14 protein-coding genes are annotated in these 16,997 nt (G+C 72.3%); 6 read left to right on the top strand and 8 right to left on the bottom strand.

Annotated elements, in window-relative coordinates:
• Positions 1–96 precede the first annotated feature (96 nt).
• The 3 genes from AB0C15_RS08785 (at position 97) to AB0C15_RS08795 (ending at position 1,415) form a co-directional block, all read left to right on the top strand.
• Positions 97–309: a hypothetical protein gene (locus AB0C15_RS08785; RefSeq protein WP_357350178.1), complete on the top strand. Its 213-nt coding sequence runs from the start codon at positions 97–99 to the stop codon at positions 307–309.
• Positions 310–466: 157 nt separating this feature from the next.
• The gene (locus AB0C15_RS08790; RefSeq protein ID WP_357350180.1) at positions 467–889 is read left to right on the top strand and encodes an SRPBCC family protein; all 423 of its coding nucleotides are present in this window, start codon (positions 467–469) and stop codon (positions 887–889) included.
• Positions 890–911: 22 nt separating this feature from the next.
• A complete protein-coding gene (locus AB0C15_RS08795) occupies positions 912–1,415 on the top strand; it encodes a DUF1990 domain-containing protein (RefSeq protein WP_357350182.1) in 504 nt (167 codons plus the stop codon).
• Between the two features lie 20 nt (positions 1,416–1,435).
• Here AB0C15_RS08795 and AB0C15_RS08800 read toward each other — a convergent pair whose 3' ends face one another.
• Positions 1,436–2,356, bottom strand: a complete 921-nt coding sequence (locus AB0C15_RS08800; protein WP_357350184.1) for a DNA-3-methyladenine glycosylase 2 family protein — start codon at positions 2,354–2,356, stop codon at positions 1,436–1,438.
• A gap of 282 nt (positions 2,357–2,638) precedes the next feature.
• Here AB0C15_RS08800 and AB0C15_RS08805 point away from each other — a divergent pair, with 282 nt between their 5' ends.
• From AB0C15_RS08805 to AB0C15_RS08815, 3 genes are all read left to right on the top strand, one after another.
• Positions 2,639–4,456 (top strand): stealth family protein, encoded by a 1,818-nt coding sequence (locus AB0C15_RS08805; protein WP_357350187.1) that lies wholly within the window; start codon positions 2,639–2,641, stop codon positions 4,454–4,456.
• 61 nt (positions 4,457–4,517) lie between these two features.
• The gene (locus tag AB0C15_RS08810; RefSeq protein WP_357350189.1) at positions 4,518–7,247 is read left to right on the top strand and encodes a CDP-glycerol glycerophosphotransferase family protein; all 2,730 of its coding nucleotides are present in this window, start codon (positions 4,518–4,520) and stop codon (positions 7,245–7,247) included.
• 38 nt (positions 7,248–7,285) lie between these two features.
• Entirely contained in the window at positions 7,286–9,004 is a 1,719-nt protein-coding gene (locus tag AB0C15_RS08815; protein ID WP_357350191.1) for a stealth family protein, read from the top strand.
• A gap of 79 nt (positions 9,005–9,083) precedes the next feature.
• On the opposite strand, the gene AB0C15_RS08820 is transcribed toward AB0C15_RS08815, so the two are convergent.
• From AB0C15_RS08820 to AB0C15_RS08850, 7 genes are all read right to left on the bottom strand, one after another.
• Positions 9,084–9,734: a hypothetical protein gene (locus AB0C15_RS08820; RefSeq protein ID WP_357350193.1), complete on the bottom strand. Its 651-nt coding sequence runs from the start codon at positions 9,732–9,734 to the stop codon at positions 9,084–9,086.
• Positions 9,735–9,937: 203 nt separating this feature from the next.
• A complete protein-coding gene (locus AB0C15_RS08825) occupies positions 9,938–10,720 on the bottom strand; it encodes a zf-HC2 domain-containing protein (protein WP_357350195.1) in 783 nt (260 codons plus the stop codon).
• Positions 10,717–11,409 carry a sigma-70 family RNA polymerase sigma factor gene (locus tag AB0C15_RS08830; protein WP_357350197.1) on the bottom strand — a complete coding sequence of 231 codons (693 nt, stop codon included), beginning with the start codon at positions 11,407–11,409 and terminating at the stop codon, positions 10,717–10,719. Before AB0C15_RS08830 ends, AB0C15_RS08825 begins: the two co-directional genes overlap by 4 nt.
• Before the next feature lie 124 nt (positions 11,410–11,533).
• A complete protein-coding gene (locus AB0C15_RS08835) occupies positions 11,534–12,391 on the bottom strand; it encodes a fused MFS/spermidine synthase (protein WP_357350198.1) in 858 nt (285 codons plus the stop codon).
• 18 nt (positions 12,392–12,409) lie between these two features.
• Entirely contained in the window at positions 12,410–13,375 is a 966-nt protein-coding gene (locus AB0C15_RS08840) for a hypothetical protein (RefSeq protein WP_357350200.1), read from the bottom strand.
• Positions 13,372–15,846 (bottom strand): SMC family ATPase, encoded by a 2,475-nt coding sequence (locus AB0C15_RS08845; RefSeq protein WP_357350202.1) that lies wholly within the window; start codon positions 15,844–15,846, stop codon positions 13,372–13,374. The genes AB0C15_RS08840 and AB0C15_RS08845 overlap by 4 nt, the downstream gene beginning before the upstream one ends.
• Positions 15,846–16,994 (bottom strand): exonuclease SbcCD subunit D, encoded by a 1,149-nt coding sequence (locus AB0C15_RS08850; RefSeq protein ID WP_357350204.1) that lies wholly within the window; start codon positions 16,992–16,994, stop codon positions 15,846–15,848. Before AB0C15_RS08850 ends, AB0C15_RS08845 begins: the two co-directional genes overlap by 1 nt.
• Positions 16,995–16,997: the final 3 nt, after the last annotated feature.

Below are 16,997 nucleotides of genomic sequence, written 5' to 3' on the forward strand. Positions count from 1 at the left end.
AGATCACCGTGGACGCCAGAGCGGCGTGTCCCCCTACGCGTCGCTCGTCCCCACCGGGCGAATCACATAACCCCAGGTCAGAGCTATTTTCGCGAGGTGTCCGAGTGGGTCTGTGACTGTTGCGGGCGGTGGCGGGTGAGCGTGGAGCTGATCCGGGGCCGCCACCGGTTCCGGCTGACCCGCCGCTACCCGGAGCGGTTCGGTGGCGGCCGGAACGTGCTCGGCGAGGTCGGTTCGGTGCCGGAGCTGGAGGAGTTGCTGCTGCGGCGTACCCCGCTCACCCTGGCCGACCTGCGTGAGGCCGCCTGACCCGCGCCGGCCGGCGACGCGGCGCCGCCGGGTGCCGCGCCGGGTCCACCTCCAATGGGGAGGGACGGAACGGCGCGACGATCGGTGTCACAATGCCCCTGGCGGCCTCGTCTGCACCCGTGGCGGTGCCGAGCGGCGCCGCCGGGGAGGGGACGTCATGCGGTTCGAGGCCGACACCGAGATCGCTGCTGACGCCGAGCAGGTCTGGGCGGTGCTCGTCGACGTGCCGCGCTGGCCCGAGTGGACGGCGTCGGTCACCGAGGCCGAGCGGGGCGAGCCGGGGCCGCTCGCCGTCGGCGCGACCGCACGACTGACCCAGCCGAGACTGCGGCCGGCCCTCTGGCGGGTCACCGAGCTGACCGAGCGGCAGGAGTTCGTCTGGGTCTCCGAGGCGCCGGGTGTGCGGACCACGGGGGAGCACCGCCTGGTGCCCCTACCCGACGGGCGGACCCGCGTCGAGTTGGCCATCGACCAGTCCGGTCCGCTGGCCGGCCTGGTCGGTCGGCTGTACGCCGGTCTGCTCCGTCGCTACGTGCGGATGGAGGCCGACGGGCTCAGGCGTCGCTGCGAGCAGGGCTGACGGGCGCATGGAGGGGGCAACGGTGGCCGAGCTGACGTACCCGGAGGTGGGGTCGACCCGGCACCTGCCGCTGCCCGGCGGTTACCACCACCTGCGCCACCGTTACCCGGTGCCCGGCGGCTGCTTCGAGACGGCAGCCGACGCGGTGTTGAGCTGGCGGCTGCACCGCGCCGCCGGCGTCCGGATGCGCACCGACGCGCCGCGGGCCGCCGACGGTGTCCTGGTGACCGCCGGCCTCGGGGTCGGCCCGGCCCGCCTCTGGGGGCCGTGCCAGGTGGTCTGGAGTACGGACTCACCCACGAGCGCCGGTTTCGGCTACGGCACCCTGCCCGGGCACCCGGAGCGGGGCGAGGAGGCTTTCGAGGTGGTACGCGACGACACCGGCGCGGTCTGGTTCGAGGTCCGCGCGTTCAGCCTTCCGGACCGCTGGTTCACCCGCGCCGGGGGTCCGGCGGTTCGGGCCGTGCAGCACACCTACGCCTGGTGGCTCGGCCGCACCCTGCGTCGGCTCTGCGCCGACGGCTGAGCGCCGCCCGCCGGGGAGGGTCAGAACCGGGCGAACGAGCGGATCGGGGCGCGCGGGCCGTATTTCGGTGCCCGGATGCCGGCCGCCTCCAGCAGCAGGCACACCCGGCCCCGGTGGCCTCGGAACGGTTCCAGCAGGGCCATCATCCGGGCGTCGTCGCCCCTCGGTTCGCCGGCGAGCGCCCAGGCCACCGTGTTGGGGATGTGGTAGTCGCCGACGCTCACCGCGTCCGGGTCCCCGTACGCGATCCGGACCACCTCGGCGGCCGTCCACGGGCCGATGCCGGGGATCGCGGTCAGCCGGCGGGTGGCGTCGGTGGCGTCGGTGCTGCGCTCCAGTCGGTCGGCGAGCGCCGCGGCGCGACGGAGCGTGTCGGCCCGACGCTGTTCCACCCCGAACGGGTGGAACACCCAGTACGGGGCCGCGGCGACGGTGGCTGCCTCGGGCGGAAGGAGCAGCGGCTGCAACGGGCCGGGAGCCGGCTCCCGGAAGTGCCGCACCATCGCCGAGTACGCCCGGTAGGCCTCCTTGCCGGTGACCTTCTGCTCGAAGACCGCGCGCAGCAGTCGGGGGAAGACCTCCCCGGTGGCGGGCATCCGCAGCCCCCGGTGCTCCCGGGCCAGTCGGGCGACCAGCGGGTGCGCCGCGGCCAGTTCGGGGAAGCCGGTCAGGTCGTCGCGCAGCCCGGCAATCGCGTCGGCGCGGGCGAGGACGTGCTCGGCGCCGGGCCCGTACCCCTCCGCGAGCAACTCGCCGCCGGCCGGTCGCAGCGCGAGCGTGGCCGGGCCCTGCGGGGTGCGGGTGGCCCACCAGAAGGTGCCGGCCGCCACCCGGGCGCAGGGGTCGTACGGGCTGAAGGTGAGCGCGCGGACCGAGGCGGCCAGCCGGTAGCCCGGCGGCGGGTGCAGCACCCTGGTCGCTGCGGGTTCGGTCTCGGTCACCCCGCTACTCTGCCAGGTCACGCGTGAAGGTACGTTCGGCCGCCCGTCCCGGTGTCGTCGGACCACCCGAACGGCCAAAAATACGATGGCGAATCGGTGCATACCGGCCTTATGCCATTTTTGGCGGTGGGGCCAGGTATCGATCATGTGGTTGTTTGATGGCCTGCAGGTGAACGCACTGTCCCGGGCCACCTGCGGCGGCCGGCATCCGGTCGCCACGCGGTGCCAACGGGGGATTGCGGAGAGGCATGCAGTGATGGGTACGCGGGGACGGCCCGGCGCGTGATCGCGCTGAAGATCTATCGACTCCTGCCCTCGACGGCGCGGCGGCGGCTCCTCGGCCTGCTGCCCGCGCACCGGCGGATCGGCCTGGTGCAGACGCTCTCCCGGCCGCGCGGCGGGGACACCGTGCACCCCCTCGGCGCGCGGGTGGCCGTGACCGACGGTGGCGTTCGCACCCGGGCCGAGGTCGTCGCCGCGGCGACGCCGTTGGCGCAGTGGCACCGCAACCTCACCGCCGTCACCACCGCGCTGCACGGCGCCGGCATCGAATACCACTGCATCCGTAACGACGACCACCTGCGCAGCACCGTCGCGGTCCTCGACGACAAACGGTCGGCGGTGCAACGCCTGGTCCGCTCCGCGCCGGCACTGTCCGGCGCCGACGTTCGGGTGGTGCAGGTCCAGCCCCGTCGGGACCAACCGGACGTCGCGCCGACCGAGGTGATCCGGGTCTGCTTCCCGGTGACCGACGCTCGTGCCGGTGTGGTCCTCGGCACCCAGTTCGCCTGTGAGATCGAGTTCTGGAGCCGACACGGGGACATGGTCCGCGCTCCTCGTCGCAACGGCGTCGTCGACGAGGCGCCCGCGCGGGCGCAGCCGGTCCGGGTGGCGGCGGCGCTGATGAGCCACTTCGTGCCCGAGGCCGACGACCACACCTACGGAACCCGCCGGGACCTGGCCGTCCGAGCGCCGGACCGGGTCGGCTTCCCGATCGACGCGGTCTACACCTGGGTGGACGGTTCCGACCCGCAGTGGCTGAAGCGGAAGTCGCTGGCGCTCGGTGCCCCCGATGGCCCGCTGCACGCGGTCGCCGCCAACTCGTCGCGCTACCACAACCGCGACGAGCTGCGGTACTCGTTGCGCTCCCTGCACAGCTTCGCGCCCTGGCTGCGGCGGATCTTCCTGATCACCGACAGTCAGCTACCGAGCTGGCTCGACCCGAGCCACCCGATGGTCACGGTCATCTCGCACGCCGAACTCTTCGCCGACCTGGGTGGCCGCTCGTCGTACAACTCGCACGCCATCGAGTCCCGGTTGCACCGCATCGACGGCCTGGCCGAACACTTCCTCTACCTCAACGACGACGTCTTCCTCGGTCGTCCGCTGCTGCCGAACCACTTCTTCCATGCCAACGGGATCGCGAAGTTCTTCCCCTCGCCGGCCCAGTTCGGCCTGGGCGAGGCGAAGCCGGAGGACCCGCCGGTGAAGGCCGCCGGGAAGAACAACCGTCGGCACATCCAGCGGCAGTTCGGCGTCACCATCACGCAGAAGATGAAGCACACCCCGTTCGCGCTGCGCCGCAGCATCATGCAGCAGATCGAGGCCATGCTGCCGGACGAGGTGACGGCCACCGCCCGGCACCGGTTCCGGCACCACGGTGACCTGTCCATCCCGTCGTCGCTGCACCAGTACTGGGCGTTCCTGACCGCGCAGGCCGTCCCCGGCGACATCGAGTACGAGTACGCCGACCTGGGTCACCCGTCGACCCCGGCTCGGCTGGCCGAGCTGCTGGCCCGCCGCAACCGCGACGTGTTCTGCCTCAACGACACCGACTCCGACCCGCTGTCGTTCGCCGAGCAGGAGCGCATGTTGGGCGACTTCCTGCCGCGCTACCTGCCCTTTCCCGCCCCGTTCGAGCTGCCGGACGACGTGGTGGCGGAGCGGCGGAGCGTGGGCGCCGGGGAGCTGTGGCGGCGCTCGTACCGGCCGGCGCGGGACGCCCGTCGGGGCGCCCCGGTCGACGCACCCACCATGCCCAACAACATGCTCAACACGGTGAGCGATTTCAAGGCCATCCTGCTCGGGCGCGACGAGTGAGCCCGCACCCGACCGCGCTGTTTCCCCCGCGTTTCCCGCACCCTCTCCAGTGGAGCCCAGAGTGGTAGACCCCGCCCCGCAGGTCACGATCATCGTTCCGGTCTACAACGTGGTGGACTACCTGCCCGAGACACTCCAGTCGATCGAGGCGCAGACCGTCTTCGGCACGTGCCACGTCATCCTGGTCGACGACGGCAGCACCGACGGCTCCGACCTGCTGGCCAAGCAGTTCGCCGCGGAGCACCCAAACGTGACCGCCCTGCAGCAGCGCAACAGCGGGCCCGGGGCGGCCCGCAACCTGGCGCTCGACCTGGCCGACACCCCATACGTGGCGTTCGTCGACTCCGACGACCTGCTGCCGCCGCGTGCCATCGAGGTGCTGCTCAAGGCGATCGTGACGCACAAGGCGAGCATCGCCATCGGCGACATGGACACCTTCCCGAAGCCGACCGCGTTCCTCTGGAAGAAGCCGTTCGGCAAGGGCGACCGGTTGCTGGAGACCGTCGTCGACGCACCGGACCTGATCTTCGACGCCGGCCCGTGCCACAAGCTGTACGACCTCGCCCAACTGCGGCAGCACGGCCTGCGGTTCCGCGAGGGGGTGCACTTCGAGGACGCCTTCCTGGCCATCCCGATGCTGCTCAAGGCCGAGCGGATCGCACTTGTCGACACGGTGGTCTACCAGTACCGCAAGCGCGCGGTCAGTAGCTCCATCATGGACAACCTCTTCGTCCGGGAACAGAACTTCTGGGACCACCTGGAGCTGTGCGAGACCCTCGCCGACCTGCGTCCCGACCTGGACGTGTTCCGCCGCGAGGTGCTCGAACGGTGGCTGGTCCGCAGCTACCAGGGCTTCGCCATGCGGGCGCACACCCTCTTCGAGGACGCGGACCTGTGGAAGATCTTCGAGAAGTGCACCCGGATCTACCAGGACATCGACCCCTCCTTCATCGCCAACTGGACGATCGACACCCGGCACCGGGTCCCGTACCTGGCGTTCAAGCTGTACGACTTCGAGCTGTTCGCCCGTCCGTGGCAGCGGCTGCGGGGGGTCGTCGCCTGCGGCGGTGACCTGCACCTCGACTACCCGGTGACGCCGGCGCTGCTCCCGCTGACGAAGGTGACAGCGGTGGGGGTACGGCTGGAGCAGATGCGGCTCGCGTCGTCGGGGGAGACGCTCAAGGTCTCCGGGCACCTGGTGGTCAACGGTCTGCCGATGCGTGCCCCGCTGGACACCCCGATGGGTCTACGGGTCCGGGGCAGCAGCCTCACCGCGCCGGTCACCGCCGAACGACGGGCGGACCTCAGGGCCGGGGACGACGACCGGGAGTGGTCGGGCTTCTCGGCCGAGCTGCCGCTCGGCAAGCTCCGCGGTGGCCAGCACGCGCTGCGGCTGGTGTTCCTGACCGCGACCGGGCAGGCCTCCCGGCAGTGCCTGATCTCGGCCGCCTACCTGCGTGACGCCACCACGAAACTGGCCGGCAACACCCGGGTCCTGCCCACCTTCAGCGGCCGGGAGAACGCCGAGCTGTTGGTGCAGCGCAAGGCCGGGGTGGCCGGGCAGCGCCGGTGGCGACGCCTGATGCTCCGCAAGGATCTGCGGCACGCGGCCTCCCGGGGCCCGTTCTGGAAGCAGCGGCTGCTGCGGACGCTCACCGCGCCACTGATGAGCCGGCGCGACGTGTGGCTGGTCGGCGAGCGGACCGACACCGCACAGGACAACTCCTCGCACCTGTTCCGGCACCTGCGGCAGGTGGAGCGTCGGCGCAACGTGTACTACCTGCTGGCGAAGGAGAGCCCGGACCGGCACCGGTTGCAGGGGTTGGGCAACGTCGTCACCCACGGCTCGTTCCGGCACAAGTTCCTGATGTTGCACGCCACCAAGCTGATCAACTCGTACGACATCGACTCCTACATGCTGCCGGCGAGCTGGGAGCGGTCGCCCTTCCTCAAGCACCTGAACTGGCGGATCGCCCCCACCCGGGTGTTCCTCGACCACGGGGTGATCGAGAAGGACGTCAGCGCCGGCGTCCACCGTGGCCGGGCCTCCTTCGACCTCTTCGTGACCTCGGCCGACCGGGAGGCCGAGTACGTGGCGAAGGACCTCGACTACGGCGACATGGTGGCGAACACCGGCCTGCCCCGCTTCGACGCGTTGACCCCGGACCGGGGCCACCGTCGCATCCTGTTCATGCCGACCTGGCGTACGTACCTCGTCACCCCGTCGTACAACAAGGCCGCCCGACCCCGGGTCGCCTTCGAGGGCTCCGCCTACCAGGTGTTCCTCGCCGAGCTGTTCGGTGACGAGCGGTTGCGGCAGGCGCTGCGCCAGCACGGGTACACGCTCGAACTCCTGCCGCACTACGAGATGCGCTCGCTGCTGGCCGGGCTGGTGCCGACCGACGACTGCTTCGCCATGGCGGACCAGACCAGCCGGACGGTGCAGGACGCGCTGCGCCAGTGCGACCTGTTCATCACCGACTATTCCTCCACCGCCTGCGACGTCGCCTACCTCGGCACCCCGCTGATCTACGCGCAGTTCGACGCGGAGGAGTTCTGGACCATCGGCGGCTACAAGAAGGGGTACTTCGAGCACCGGGAGGACGGGTTCGGCCCGGTCTGCGAGACCGCGTCGGAGACGGTGGACGCGATCATCAGGTACCTGGAGAACGGGTGCGTCCGCGAGGAGGAGTACACCCGTCGGGCGACGGACTTCTTCGTCGCGCAGGACCGCGACAACTCCCAGCGGGTGGCCACCGCCATCGCGGCGCTGCCGGGCCCGCAGCGGTGACCGGCCCGACGCCCCCGCCGGGGGAGCCGCCCCGGGCGTTGGCCGAACCCACCGGGTTCGTGGAGGTGTACCGCCGGGTGCTGAGCCCGCAGACCCGGCGCGCCATCGCGACGAAGGTGAGCCCCCGGGCCCGGCACCAGTTGAAGCAGTGGGTCGCCCGGGCCGCCCGGGACGGTCACCTCTCCGAACGTCGGGGTGAACGCCTGGCCCGCCGCCAGCCGGAGCTGCTGGCCGGCGCGGACCGGGTGGTCGTCACCGCCGACCGGGGACCCCGGGTGGCCCGGATCGGGGCGTCGGTCACACCCCTGCTGGCCCGGCTGGACAACCTCACCGCGGTCACCGCGGCGCTCGACGAGGCCGGCGTACCCCACTTCCGGGTCCGCGGTGAGGCCCATCGCTCGTCGGTGGTCGCCGTCGACGCCGAGGACCGCACCCGGGCGTACGCCGCACTCGCCGCGGTCTGCCGTCGGGTCCCCGGCTACGTCGGCGTGCCGGACGGCACCGCGCAACCGGCCGCCGGGTTCGAACCCAGGACCTGGGAGCGCCTGACGGACGCCCCGGTGGTGCGGCTGACCTGGTACTGGACGGACCCGCAGCGGCGGCTGGTGCTGGGGCAGGCGTACGGGTGCGACGTCGAGTTCTGGACCCGGGAGGGGGACACGCTCGTCGCGCCGCGACCCAACGCCGTCGCCGAACAGGTGACGGTGACGGCGCCGCTGGTCCTCGTACCGGAGTCACGGTTCACCGGCCTGGCGCCCGCCACCGCGCCCGCGACCGCCCGGACCCGGCCGGAGTTCGCCGCGCCGCGCCCCGACGACGTGCCGTTCCCGGTCGACGTGGTCTACACCTGGGTCGACGGCACCGACCCGGCCTGGTTACGCCGACGGGCCGAGGTGGCCGGGGTGCCGTACCACGCGGAGGCGGCCAGCGCGGCCCGCTTCCTCAGCCGCGACGAGCTGCGCTACTCACTCCGGTCGCTGCACCTGTTCGCGCCCTGGGTGCGCCATGTCTACGTGGTGACCGACGATCAGGTGCCGGCCTGGCTGGACCCGTCCGCCACCGGGCTGCGGGTGGTCGACCACCGGGAGATATTCACCGACCCGACGGTGCTGCCGACGTACAACTCGCACGCCATCGAGAGCCAACTGCACCACATCGACGGGCTCTCCGAGCACTTCCTGTACTTCAACGACGACGTCTTCCTCGGCACCGAGGTGCTGCCCCAGGACTTCTTCCTGGCCAACGGCATCTCCCGGTTCTTCCCCTCACCGGCGCTGGTGCCGCCGGGCGCACCCACCGCCGGGGACATCCCGTCGTCGGCGGCCGGGAAGAACAACCGGGCGTTGATCGCGGAGCGGTTCGGCACCGTGCTGACCCAGAAGATGAAGCACATGCCGCACGCGCTGCGGCGCAGCGTGCTCCAGGAGATCGAACAGACCTTCCCGCAGCAGTACGGGCGAACCGCGGCGAGTCAGTTCCGCAGCATGGACGACCTGTCGGTCGCCTCGTCGCTGCACCACTACTACGCGTTCCACACCGGGCGGGCGGCACCGGGGAACCTGCGGTACACCATCGCCGAACTGTCCCACCCGGACACCCCCGCCCGGTTGGCCCACCTGCTCGCCCGTCGGGACCGGCAGGTGTTCTGCCTGAACGACGCGTTCTCCGTCGAGGAGGACCTGGACGCGCAGATGGCGCTGCTCATTCCGTTCCTGGAGACGTACTTCCCGGTGCCGAGCCCGTGGGAACGGGCCTGACCCCACCCCGGACACGACGGTGGCCGGTCGCGCCCTCCCCGGCGACGACCGACCACCGTGCCCGCGTGGGCGACCAGGCTCAGTACGAGTAGCCCGAGCCGCCGGCGTCGTTCGAGCCGCTGTCCGCCGGCGGTGCGACCGCCTTCGGCGTGCCCTTCGGCAGGCAGCTCAGGTTCTTCTTGCCGTCCGGCTGGACCACGAACCAGGTGCCACCGACAGCCTGGCCCTTCCACTGGCCGGGCTTCTTGTCGCCGATGTAGCGGTAGACCGGCCAGCCACCGACGGTGAGCTGACGGGTGCCGTCCTGCCGGGTGACGCTGCCGACCTTGTCGTCGGACACGCCGGTGAGCTCCGGGTTGCCGTCGGTCAGCGCCGGGGGCCACACCTCGGCGCACTTGTCGACGCAGTTCGACGACGGCGGGTCGGCGGTGTCCTTGTCGAAGCGGTACAGGATCCAGCCGTCCTGGTCCGTGACCACCTTGCCCATCCGGGCGACGCTCTTACCGACGAGCTTCTCCGTCAGGTCGACGTCCTCCGCCGGCGGGGCGTCGGCGGCGGGCGCCTCAGCGGATGGCGAGGCCTCAGCTTCAACCGTCGCGGTGGGTTCGGCCGCGGCGACGGCGACCGGCTCCGCCGCGCTCGAGTTCGCGGGGTCGTAACCCGCGGGAGCGCAGGCCGTTAGTGCGACCATCGCGCTCGCGACGATGACGGTCCGCTTCATCTGTGCCACGTGCCCTCCTCATTCTTGACAGTTCACCCATGAGTACGGGGGAAGGGCTGTCAAGGTTGAAGTAGTAACAGTGGTCAATTTCACGTAAACCGATTGAACCGTTTCCGGCCGCGCTGCGTACGCACGCGCAGGGGACGACTCCCGCAACGACGAATCGGCGCCGGTCATTGTGACAATGACCGGCGCCGATTCGGCAGACACACCTACATGGGTACGGTGACCAGCGGACTCGCCACGCCGTTGGCATCCACCGACTGCACCTGGAGCTGCTTGATGTCCTTCGGCAGAGCCGACGTCGAGGCGCTCAGCTCGAGACCCTGCGGTCGGGTGTTGGTGCCGTAACCGCTCTCCGGCACCGACCACGTCGAGATGACCTCGGTGCTGGCGTTCTTGCGCACCACCACCAGTCGGCAGACGCGTGGGCCGGGCAGTTTCCGCAGGCTGAAATTGATCCGCGTGCCATAGTCCTTGGTCACCAGGAACATGGTGGTCTGCACACCGGTGGTCGGGTCGGTCGCCTCGACCTGATCACCCTCCTCCTCGGTGCCGCCCACACCCGGGCCGCTCGGCGCAGCCGTCGGCCCGCTCGTCGGCGGATCGTTGGGTGCGCTCGGCGTCGACTCGGCGAGCACCCCCGACGGCTGGTCGTTGCCGGCCACGCTGACGAAGCCGTAACCGGTCAGACCGCCGAAGACCACGATCGCGGCGGCCGTCGCGAGCATCTGACGAAACCGGGAACGCCGCCGGTCGGCCCGCACCGCGCCGAGCGTCCGGTCCAGCAGGGCCGGGTCGGTCGCCGTCTGCTCCAGCGCCATCATCGTCTCGCCGTCGATGTCGGAGAGCAGCCCCACCACCGGCACCATCGTCTCCAACTCGGCAGCGCACGCCCAGCAGGTGGCGAGATGTTCCTCGAACCGCTCAGTGTCCTGCTCGTCGAGCACACCGAGCGCGTATGCCGCGACATCCATGTGTTCCGGCCGGCTCATTCTGTCACCCCCCGCTCCTGCAGAGCCGTGCGCAGCGCGCGCAGCGCGTAGTAGACCCTCGACTTGGCGGTGCCGAGGGGCAGGCCCAACTCCTCGGCCGCCTCCGGCACCGTCCGCCCCCGGAAGTACGTCGAGATCAGGATCTCCCGGTGCGACTGACTGAGCGTCCGCAGCGCGTCCGCCACCGTCATGGTGCGAAGCACCCGGTCGGTGCTGTCCGCCTCGGCGAACGCGGTCAGGTCCCGGTCGTACGTCTCCGGCGGCCGGGCCTCCTGGCTCCGATGCTCGTCGATGGCGATCCGGCGGGCCACCGTGACCAACCACGGTCGCAACGAGCCCTGCCCCTGCGTGCCCAGGCGGTGCGCGTTGCGCCAGGCACGCAGCAGCGTCTCCTGGACGATGTCCTCCGCGCGCTGCCGGTCCCCCCCGGTGAGGCGCATGACGAACATCAGCAACGGGCCGGCGTGCTCGGCGTAGAGCTGACGGATCAACTGGTCGGAGTGGCTGGCCTCGGTTGTCGTCGCCTGATGGCGTCCGGGCGCCGGTCGCGGCGTCACCGGACCATTCTGGCGAGACGTCGCCCGTGCGTCGACCCCCCGGGCAGACGAGGTTGACCGTGACGAGGGCCGCGCCGACAACCAGTCAGCGCGGACCGTGTCGCCATGCCAACCGGCCGCCACCGCGTGCATGCAGACCTCCGGGATGTCCGTGACCAACGCCGGCCCACGAGGTGGGCCGCCCGGTGGTACGCAGCGCCGGCCCCAGCGGATCAACAAACGGAGGAAAAATTTCTGCGCCCGACCGAGCGGACGGTCAGCGGCGCACCGAGAACAGCCCGGGCGGCGGCGGATCGGAGCCCGTCGCGTCGGCGTCCCGAACCACCGGCGCACCACCGGCGAAACGGTCCAACTCGTCGCCGGCCACCACGCGGCCGGGGAACCAGTCACCGGCCGCACGCCTGGTCAGCTCCGGAACCGGCGGCGTGGACCGCCCGGCGACAAGCACCAGGTTCCCGTACCGGCGCCCCCGCAGCACCGCCGCGTCCCCGACCAGGCAGGCCTGCGGCAGCACCGAACGGATTGTGGCCACCTGCCCACGGGCGTGCCGCAACGGCGGGCCGTCGGCCAGGTTCGCCAGGTAGAAACCGGCGGGTCGGAGCACCCGGGCCACCTCCGCCGCGTACTCCACCGAAGTCAGGTGGGCCGGGGTACGCGCACCGGCGAACACGTCGGCGACCACCACGTCGTAGCTGGCCTCCCGGGTGGACGCCAGCACCGCGCGGGCATCCTCCACCCGGACCCGCAACCGGGCGTCGGACGGCCACGGCAACGCCCGCCGGACCAACTCCACCAGCGCACCGTCCACCTCGGACACCCGCTGCGTCGACCCGGGCCGGGTGGCGGAGACGTACCGGGGCAGCGTCAGGGCGCCACCACCCAGGTGCAGCACCCGCAGCGGCGTACCGGCCGGGGCGACCAGGTCCACGGCGGCGGCCAGCCGCCGCACGTACTCGAACTCCAGGTGGGTGGGATCGCCCAGGTCGACGTGCGACTGCGGTGCGCCGTCCAGCAGCAGCGTCCACGACCCGGCCCGGTCCGGATCCGGCACCAACTCGGCCAGCCCGGTGTCCACCTGCTCGACCACCCGGTCACCCGCCCGCTTACGCCCCACCGGAACCAGCCCCCGCGCTCACCGGGCCGCGCGCGCCGCAGCGGTCAACGCGCGGTGCAGCAGCCGGGCATCGCCGAGCAGGGCACGCAACCGGCGCTCCAGGCCGGCGATCGGGATCAGGTTCTGCGGAGCCCGCGGATCCTTGTACGGAGTGGACGCGAAGCGCGGCAACGTGACGAGCGACAGGTCGGCAAGCTCCACCGCCGCCTCGACCGGCAGGTCGGCGGAGCACTCCACCCGGACGATGCCCGCCCACGGCGCACCGACCGCCACCGGAAGCCGCAAATACCACGACCAACCACCCCAGGCGGTGCCCAGCCGGAACACCGGGGACCGCTCACCAGGAGCCATGCCGGTCACCACCGCGGTCAGCCGGGCATCCAGGTACTGACTGTGTTGGGTCTTGATGTAGCCAAGCGTGCGCGGCAACTGCCGGCGGCTGCGCAACGGCCCGTCCACCACCAACAGATCACCGTCGACCCGGGCGGCGTCGGACACCGCCACCTCCAACGCCGTCAGCGGACCCTGCACGGCGGCCGGCAACTTCGCCAGCTCACCGCTGCCACCCACCCGGTGCACCGGGTAACGGATCGCGCCCGCCACCACATCCTGCGCCGACGGACTCGCGGTGAACAGACCCCGAGCAACCCGGGTGCCCGCCAACTGCGCCGCACCCCGGCCCAGATCACACCGGACCACCCCGGCCGCATAGGAGGCGGCCAACCCGGGGAACGACCCGCCGTCCGTCTCGGCCGTCCAGATGCTCGCATCGACCCGGCGGACCCCGTCGACAAGCAACACCACGTCGGGTGCCCGCACCTCCGGGCGTACCCCGATGGCCCGCCAGTCCACGGCGGGCAGCTCCACGTCCGCGTCGACCTGGGCGCTGCTCGGCGCGGCCGGTCCCGTCGCGGACGCCTCGAACGACGCCCCGTAGGCCGGATCCCACGAATCCACGAAGAACGCGGCGTCCCTCGCGCTCACCGGCCCGTCCGCTCCACGCGCGCCGAGCGGGCATCCTTGCGCACCTCGAAGCGGACCGGGATGCGCTCGGCCAACGCCGGCACGTGGGTGACCACGCCGACCATCCGATCGCCCCGGGCCGCCAGGTTTTCCAGGGTCGCCGCCACCGTGTCCAGCGTGGCAGCGTCCAGCGTGCCGAAACCCTCGTCCAGGACGATCGACTCCAGGCTCGCCGCGGTGGTGGACATCCCAGCCAACTGCTCGGAGAGCGCCAACGCCAACGCCAACGACGCCTGGAACGTCTCACCGCCGGACAGGGTGCGCACACCACGACGCAGCCCCGCGTCGTGGTGGTCGACCACGACGAACTCACCCTTGTCGTGCACCAGCTCGTACTGCCCGGAGGAGAGCTCCCGCAGGATCCCCGACGCGCCGTCGACGAGCAGGTCCAACGCCTCGGCCAGCAACCACCGCTCGAAGTTGTTGGCCCGCAGGTGCCCGGCGAGCGCGCGCGCCACCTGCGCCTCCCGCTCGTGCCCCGCCCGCTGCTCGCGCAACGTCCCGGCCTGCTCACGTCGCTCGTGCAGCCGCCGCCGGTCGGCGTCGGCCCGTTCCACCGCCACGGTCGCCGCGTGCACCGGGTCGTCCCCGACCGGCACGTCGGCCGCGGCGAAGATGGCCGTGAGGGCCCGCTGCACCCCGTCGGCCACCGCCTCGGCCTCCGCCACCGCGGCGGCCCGACCGGCCCGGTCGGCCCGGCGGCGGTCCGCCTCGGTCGTCGCCCAACCGGTCAACGCCGCCCACGCGGCGGCCACGTCGTCCCGGTCGGTCGCCGGTGGGCCGAAGCGGGCCAGCCCGTCCCGGGCGGTGTCGAAGGCCCGCCACGCCGCCCGCAGCCGCTCCTCGGCGGCGTCCACCCCGGCCCGCGCCCGCCGAGCGGTCTCCCGGCCGGCCCGGACCGCCGTCGCCGCCTCCTCCAACGCACCGCGCAACCGGGCGTGCTCGGCCAACTCCCGGCGCAGCACGACCGGCTCGGCCGCCCCGGCGAGCTGCCCGTCCAGCTCGGCAAGCCGGGCCTCCACCTGCTCCTGCCGGGCACGCGCCTGCACCAGCAGCCGTTCCAGCTCACGTGCCGCCGTGTCCCGTTGCTGCACCGTCTCCTGCGCGGCCTTGGTCGCCGCCCGAGCGGCCTTGCCGGCCGCCGTGGCGGCGGCCACCGCCGAGTCGGCCGGCACCGCGGGCACCTCGGCCACCGGCTGCTCGCACACCGGGCAGGGCGCACCCGCGTGTAGGTGCACCCGCAGGCTCACCGCCAGGTCGGTGGCCTTCGCCTCCTCGTGCGCCCGGAAGGCCGCCTCCAACTCGGCGTCGGCCCGCTCGGCGACCACCCGCGCGGCGGCCAGGGCCGCCACCGCCGTGGCGTGCTCGTCGTTCGCCGCGCGCACCGCCGCGCGGACCGTGGCGGCTTCGCCGGAGAGCCGGTCCCGATCGTCGTACGCCCGCAGTTGCAGTCGCAGTGCGCTCTCGTCACCGGCGGCGGCCAGCTCGCCGCGGAGCTTGTCCTCCCGCTCCTCGGCCAGCGACACCCCGCTCGCCGCCGCCTCGGCGTCGGCCCGCGCCCCGGCGACCGCGCGGGCGACCTCGGTCACCCCACCCGGGGCGCGCACCCCGGTCAGCACGCTCAACTCGTCGTCAAGCGCGGTCAGCGCCGCCGCGGCCTCCCGCGCGGTGACCCGGGCCGCCGTCAACTCCGGCACCGCGTCGGCCACCGCGGACGCCAGCTCGGCCATCCGGTCCACCCGGGCATCGGCCTCGGCCAACGCCTCGTCGTCCACGCCTGTCAACCCGGCCAACACCTGGTCGACCGCCTCCAGCCGGGCCTCCGCCTGCCCGGCGCGCGCCGTCGCCTTCTTCTGCACATCCTCGTAGACGCCGAGGCCCAGCAGGTTGACCAGGATCTGCTGCCGCGTCGCCGGCTTGGCGTGCAGGAAGTCGGCGAACTGCCCCTGTGGCAGCACCACACAGCTGGTGAACTGCTCGTACGGCAGCCCGACCGCCTCCAGCACCGCCTGCTCCATCTCGGCGGGGGTGCCGGCCACCACCTCGCCGAGGTCGTCCGGGCTCAGCCCGGTGTCCAGCTTGGTCACGTCGAAGCCGGCCGGCATGAGCTGCAACCCGGCGTTCGCGGTCTTCACGTTGCCCCGGCCGTCCCGCCGGACCACCCGGGTCGCCACGTACCGGGCGCCACCGGACTCGAAGACCAACCGCACCCGGGCCTCGGTCGCCGACGGCGCGAGCGCGTTCGCCAACCCTCGGGCACCACCCCAGCGCGGCACCATGCCGTAGAGGGCGAAGCAGATGGCGTCCAGGATCGTCGACTTGCCCGAACCGGTCGGGCCGATCAGCGCGAAGAAGTCGGCGTCGGTGAAGTCGACGGTGGTCTCGTCCCGAAAGACCGTGAACCCGGCCAGGTCCAGTCGCATCGGACGCATCAGTGCTCGACCTCCTCGAAGAGCTCGTCGAAGAGCTCCCGGACACCCTCGTCGGAGTGACCCCGGCTGTCCAGGTAGTCGGCGAACAACTCCCGGGGTGAGCGCCCCGACCGTTGGGCGATGCGCGCGCCACTGCCCGGCGCGGCCAACAGCTCCGGGTCGATCCGGATCTCCAGGGCCCGGGGCAGCAGCTCCTGCACCTCCTCGCGCAGGCCGGCGCGGGGCTGCTCCCGCACGAACACCCGCAACCACGCGTCCGGTGCCTCGATCTCGGCGAGCTGGGCCAGGGTGCCCCGCACCGTCCGCAGCGCGCTCGCCGCCGTCACCGGCACCTCCCGCACCCGCGCGGCGGTGCTGGCCGTCACCTCGACGATCGTCACCGACGGGATGTTCTCCTGTTCGCCGAAGTCGACAGCGAGCGGGCTGCCGCTGTACCGCACCGGGCAGGGCCCCTCGACCCGCTGCGCCCGGTGCAGGTGACCCAGCGCCACGTAGTGCGCGGTCGCCGGGAAGACGGTGGCCGGAACGGCGTAACCCAACACGGTGTGCGCGTCGCGCTCACCGCCGCCGGCAGCCGCGCCGGTCACCGTGAGGTGCGCGGTGACCAGGTGCACCCGGTCCGGTTCGGTGAAACCCTCGGTCAGCCGCCCCAGCACCCGGCCCAGGTGGTCGGCGTACGTCTGGTTGGTCTCCGCGGCGGTCAGCTCGTACATCTCCAGGGCGCGCACCGCGTACCGCTGGGACAGGAACGGCAGCGCGGCCAACCGCCACCGCTCGCCGCCGGCGGTGGTGCCGTCGATGACGTGCTCGTCCGGGTTTTCCCGCACCCCGCCGCGCAGCGTGATGCCGGCGGCATCGGCCCACGGGCGCAGCGCGTCGAGCGCGGGGCCGTTGTCGTGGTTGCCGCCGATCGCCACCACGTCCGCGCCGGTGCGTCGCAACGCCGTCAACGCCCGGGTCACCAGGCGGGTCGCCTCCGAACTGGGCGCGGCGGTGTCGTAGAGGTCACCGGCGACGATCACCAGATCCGGCTGCTCGGCACGGGCGATCTCGATCACCCCGGCCAGCACGGCCTTGTGCTCGTCGGCCCGGGACTGCCCCTTGAGCACCTTTCCCACGTGCCAGTCGGAGGTGTGCAGGATCTTCATGGG

The organism is Micromonospora sp. NPDC048835, assembly GCF_040649995.1.
Classification (GTDB): Bacteria; Actinomycetota; Actinomycetes; order Mycobacteriales; family Micromonosporaceae; genus Micromonospora.

Excerpts from the sequence above, each read along its gene's own strand:
- AB0C15_RS08790 (WP_357350180.1), top strand. The coding sequence starts at position 467 with ATGCGGTTCGAGGCCGACACCGAGATCGCTGCTGACGCCGAGCAGGTC.
- AB0C15_RS08825 (WP_357350195.1), bottom strand. The coding sequence starts at position 10,720 with ATGAGCCGGCCGGAACACATGGATGTCGCGGCATACGCGCTCGGTGTG.
- AB0C15_RS08830 (WP_357350197.1), bottom strand. The coding sequence starts at position 11,409 with ATGCACGCGGTGGCGGCCGGTTGGCATGGCGACACGGTCCGCGCTGAC.
- AB0C15_RS08845 (WP_357350202.1), bottom strand. The coding sequence starts at position 15,846 with ATGCGTCCGATGCGACTGGACCTGGCCGGGTTCACGGTCTTTCGGGAC.
- AB0C15_RS08850 (WP_357350204.1), bottom strand. The coding sequence starts at position 16,994 with ATGAAGATCCTGCACACCTCCGACTGGCACGTGGGAAAGGTGCTCAAG.